Origin of the sequence: Pseudomonas sp. HR1 (genome assembly GCF_030175875.1) — a bacterium.
Lineage (GTDB): Bacteria > Pseudomonadota > Gammaproteobacteria > Pseudomonadales > Pseudomonadaceae > Chryseomonas > Chryseomonas oryzihabitans.
Genome location: NZ_JASNRF010000073.1, coordinates 1 through 577, shown reverse-complemented (window position 1 = coordinate 577; position 577 = coordinate 1). Strand labels below are relative to the sequence as shown.

Annotated in this window: 1 protein-coding gene; it reads left to right on the top strand. The window is 56.3% G+C overall.

Annotation, left to right across the window (positions count from 1 at the left end):
• The coding region (locus QKY98_RS23655; protein WP_284671711.1) for an HAD-IC family P-type ATPase at window positions 1-577 on the top strand (577 nt) is incomplete at both ends.

Genomic DNA, 577 nt, shown 5'->3' with positions numbered 1-577 from the left:
CAGGGCTGGGTATTCGGCCTGATCAATGCAGTTGCGGTTTTGATCATTGCTTGCCCTTGCGCACTTGGCCTGGCAACGCCTATGTCGATCATGGTTGCCACAGGCAAAGCGGCTGGAAGTGGAGTGCTTTTCAGAGACGCAGGCGCCATCGAAAATGTCCGTAAGGTAGACACGCTGATTGTCGATAAAACAGGAACCTTGACCGAGGGCCGACCTGTCTTCGATCGGGCCATAGGCGTCACGCCGTTTGACTCGCAGGAAGTCATCCGTTTGTCTGCCAGCTTGGATCAAGGTAGTGAGCATCCCCTAGCCCACGCGATCGTAGACCATGCCAGAAGCGAAGGTATCCAGCTGGCGAAGCCAGAGACCTTCGAGTCAGGGTCAGGGATCGGAGTCCGTGGTCTGGTGGAAGGCAAGCAGCTACAGCTAGGCAACACCGCGCTTATGGAAGATGCGGGTGTGAGCGTCGAGCCGTTGAAATATCAGGCAGAAAAAATGCGCGAGAGCGGTACCAGCATTGTTTACCTGGCTGTTGATGGGGCACTTGCCGGCTTGCTGGCCGTATCGGACCCAATCA